The sequence below is a fragment of the Caballeronia sp. genome (assembly GCF_049581465.1).
In the GTDB taxonomy this organism is placed as follows: Bacteria; Pseudomonadota; Gammaproteobacteria; order Burkholderiales; family Burkholderiaceae; genus Caballeronia.
Genome location: NZ_JBAUSA010000066.1, coordinates 1 through 3,210, shown reverse-complemented (window position 1 = coordinate 3,210; position 3,210 = coordinate 1). Strand labels below are relative to the sequence as shown.

General features: G+C 59.7%; 3 protein-coding genes and 1 pseudogene. 1 reads left to right on the top strand and 3 read right to left on the bottom strand.

Features of this window, described 5'->3' with window-relative positions; all coding sequences use genetic code 11:
* The coding region (locus WCA53_RS01585) for an MFS transporter (RefSeq protein WP_423904752.1) at positions 1-906 on the top strand (906 nt) is incomplete at its 5' end.
* A 529-nt stretch (positions 907-1,435) separates the two neighbouring features.
* On the opposite strand, the gene WCA53_RS01580 is transcribed toward WCA53_RS01585, so the two are convergent.
* The 3 genes and pseudogenes from WCA53_RS01580 to WCA53_RS01570 form a co-directional block, all read right to left on the bottom strand.
* Positions 1,436-2,068, bottom strand: coding sequence for a Crp/Fnr family transcriptional regulator (locus WCA53_RS01580; protein WP_423904749.1), 633 nt, complete (start codon positions 2,066-2,068; stop codon positions 1,436-1,438).
* Positions 2,065-2,709, bottom strand: a complete 645-nt coding sequence (locus WCA53_RS01575; RefSeq protein WP_423904746.1) for a trimeric intracellular cation channel family protein — start codon at positions 2,707-2,709, stop codon at positions 2,065-2,067. The genes WCA53_RS01580 and WCA53_RS01575 overlap by 4 nt, the downstream gene beginning before the upstream one ends.
* Positions 2,706-3,210: pseudogene (locus WCA53_RS01570) on the bottom strand (amidohydrolase); the annotation flags it as partial. The gene WCA53_RS01575 and the pseudogene WCA53_RS01570, both read right to left, overlap by 4 nt.

Genomic DNA, 3,210 nt, shown 5'->3' with positions numbered 1-3,210 from the left:
CGTGCATTGATGGGCATAGCCGAGGGAGCGTACGTGCCCGCGAGTATCGTCGCAACGGTGGAGGCTTCGAAACCGAGCCGCGTCGGGCTTAACGTGGGTCTGCAACAGATGGCGGCACCGCTCATCGGGATGGGGCTCGGACCCGTAATTGCAGTCGGGATGCTGAAGCTTGTACCGAGCTGGCACTGGATCTTTGGCATCGTCGCCGTACCGGGTTTCGTGATAGCGGCGTTGCTCGCGAAGTCGCTTCGCGCAGATGCGCCGGCCGGGGCAACGGAAAGTGCTCCGTCAGCTCCGTGGTTCGACGTGCTGCGCTATCGGAATGTCGTGTTCGGTACGTTGCTGATGCTCTGCTCGCTATCGGGGCTTGTCGTGCTGTCGGCGTTCTTGCCGAGCTACCTGACCGATTATTTGCAGTTGGGGATGGGCTCGATGGGGCTGGTCTTGTCCGGGCTGGGTGTCGGGTCGTGCGTCGGCGTCGTGGTGCTGCCGGCACTCTCGGACCGTTTTGGCTGCAAGCCCGTGATCGTGGCCGCGCTGATACTTGAGGTTGTCGGTCTATGGTTGCTGATGCATACCGGGGCTGATCCCGTGAGGCTGTTCGTTGTGCTGACGTTCGTGTCACTGTTCATTGCTGGAACCATCTGCGTCACTGTTGGTCCCTTTGCCAGCGGGTCGGTGCCGTCTGAACTGGGTGCTACGGCGACGGGAGTGATCGTCGGCCTCGGAGAGATCATCGGCGGTGCAGTCGCACCTGCCGTGGCTGGCGGAGTGGCGCAACACGCCGGGATTTCATCGATTCTGCAAATTGCATTTGGGGCCGCGGTGGCAGGCTTGCTCATCGCTGGACTGGGTATGCGGGAACCGGACACTGCGCGCACGGCGCGGCATGCGCAACCCCAATAGCGGCACGTACATACCACAGCGTTGCAGGGCGTGGCGGCGAAGACATACCGCCCGCTCGCAGCAGATCCATTCTTGCGAGGGAGACAAAACCATGAATTATTTTCGCGTTACGGCTTTGGCCGTGATTGGTTCAATAACCCTGCTGTGCACAAGTGTTGTTGCGCAAGCTTCGGTGCAGACAGCCGACGTCGCTCGAACAACCGAAGCTGCTTCAGCTATCGGGCCGGGCGGCTCATCCAATCCCGCTTCAATGACGAAGGCCGAGCGGAAGGCCGCACGTAAGGTGGCGCGCGCAAAGAAAAATTCTGAGTTGAAGAGACTTGAGGCAGCTGGTTATCGGCCGGGTGGGTACAACCCGGACTATCCGGAGACGGCACAGAGCGCTGGGAAGAAGGCCGGAGCTGCGGCGTCAAGTCCGTAGCTGCAAGCCGATGTTGCGGCAACCGATGCACGCACTATCGAAGCGCGTCGTCTACTGCTAACTTTGCGAACACGCTGCGGTCACAAATGCGAACGTGGCGTCCCTCCTTTACGATGCCCCCCGCTGTATGAGCAGTTTCATTGCACGGGAGACGGTTTCACGGCTTACGTTTGCCGCGATGGCTATGGACGCTTGATTCGGAAGCTCGATCAGCGGACGCGCATCGCCCGCATTCTCCGCCACGACTGCGTCAATAACCGCGAAGACGCGCGCATACGCGCGCGGCATTGACAGCGCTGACTGACTGCAAACGGCGCGGTGGAGTTTGTTGGAAAGAATCGCGAGCAGAGCAACTGAGACGCGATGGTCGCAAAACAGTTTGCGCGCCTGGACGCGACCAATCAAGCCGACGACGACGCTCGTTGACGCAACTACAGACGCAGCTATGGGGGTATCCAGAACGATTGCACTTTCGCCGAAGGACTCACCGGCCTTAATCTGACCAAGACCGGTCTCATGCCCATCTTCCGATACGCTTGATACTTGCAACCGCCCCGAAATAACAAGCACAAGGGGTGAATCTGGATCCCCGTAGCTCACAACGATCTCCCTTGATGCTCGCTTTTGATAGCGAACATACCGATCAGCCAGAGCAACAATCTCGTCGCTAGTATTTTCGAAAAGCCGCTGCGCCTTTAGCGTTGACGTTCTTGGGCAACTCCTGTCATCGGGGATCGTCATTGGCCAGACCCTGGCTTTCCGGCATTGCCGCTAGCGAAGGTGGGGAGATGCCAGTGAAAGCGCAGCGACATGAGGCGCAAGCCCACGCACACGCACGTTGCAGCCCAGGGCGTCCAGGACTGTGACAGGCCAAGTTGCTCGCAGGCGACCTGGATTGCCGCGCCAAGCAGTGCCGCGGATGCGTAAATCTCCCTTTGCAGGATGACGGGTACCCGTGCAAGTAGCACATCGCGTAAGGTTCCTCCGCCAACGGCAGTCGTCACCCCCAGCAATATCGCGACTTCGGCATTGTGGCCGTAAGCAAGCGCCTTTTGGGCGCCCGATACCGCAAACAGCCCGAGGCCGATGGCGTCAAAGAAGAGCACCGGTTGTCGCAACCGCCTCACTTGAGGGTAGGCGACGATAGTCATCAATGCAGCGACCATGGCGGCAACCAGATAGCGCCAGTTGGACAGCCCCGCCGGCGGTACCGCCCCAATGCACACATCACGCACGATGCCGCCCCCGCATGCGACCACGAACGCAATAACAAAAACCCCAAACAGGTCGAGATTGCGCTGTTTCGCTGCCACGGCCCCGCTGATGGCGAACACGAACGTGCCGACCAGATCAAGCAGGAGAAACAGCGCATGTCCGCTCACGTAGAGACTTTCCCTTTACAGAGCCACTCCGCTGCAGCGCACAACATGGCCTGCAGGCCCGTTTTCAACGTGGGATTCAAGGTCGGTGCATATTTCGGAGAATGGTTGCTGGGCAGGAGGTTGATCTGTTTGTCCGCCTTCGCCTTCACATAAACCTGTGGATCCGTGCCACCGACAATCCAGAATACGTACGGGACGCTCCAGCGACGGCCAAATATGCTGAAGTCCTCGCTTGCCGCCGCAGGACGAGTTTCGTAGGCGCGTTCGCCGAACTGCGCCTCGAACGCATGCGCAATACGCGCGGTGGCTTGCGTGTCGTTCTCGGTCATCGGATAACTGCTTAGCGTGGTGAACTCAGGTTCCCTCGGCGCATTGGAGGCAGTGCATTCGGCGCAGCAAATACGCCGGATCGCGGACAGTATGTACTCACGCACGTCGTCGTCGTAGGTTCGGACGTTCAGCTTGAGCGTCGCATCGTCGGGGATGATGTTTTCTTTGGTG

What these genes read in the sequence shown, in the direction of transcription:
- WCA53_RS01580 (WP_423904749.1), bottom strand. Translation starts at nt 2,068, where the DNA reads ATGACGATCCCCGATGACAGGAGTTGCCCAAGAACGTCAACGCTAAAG.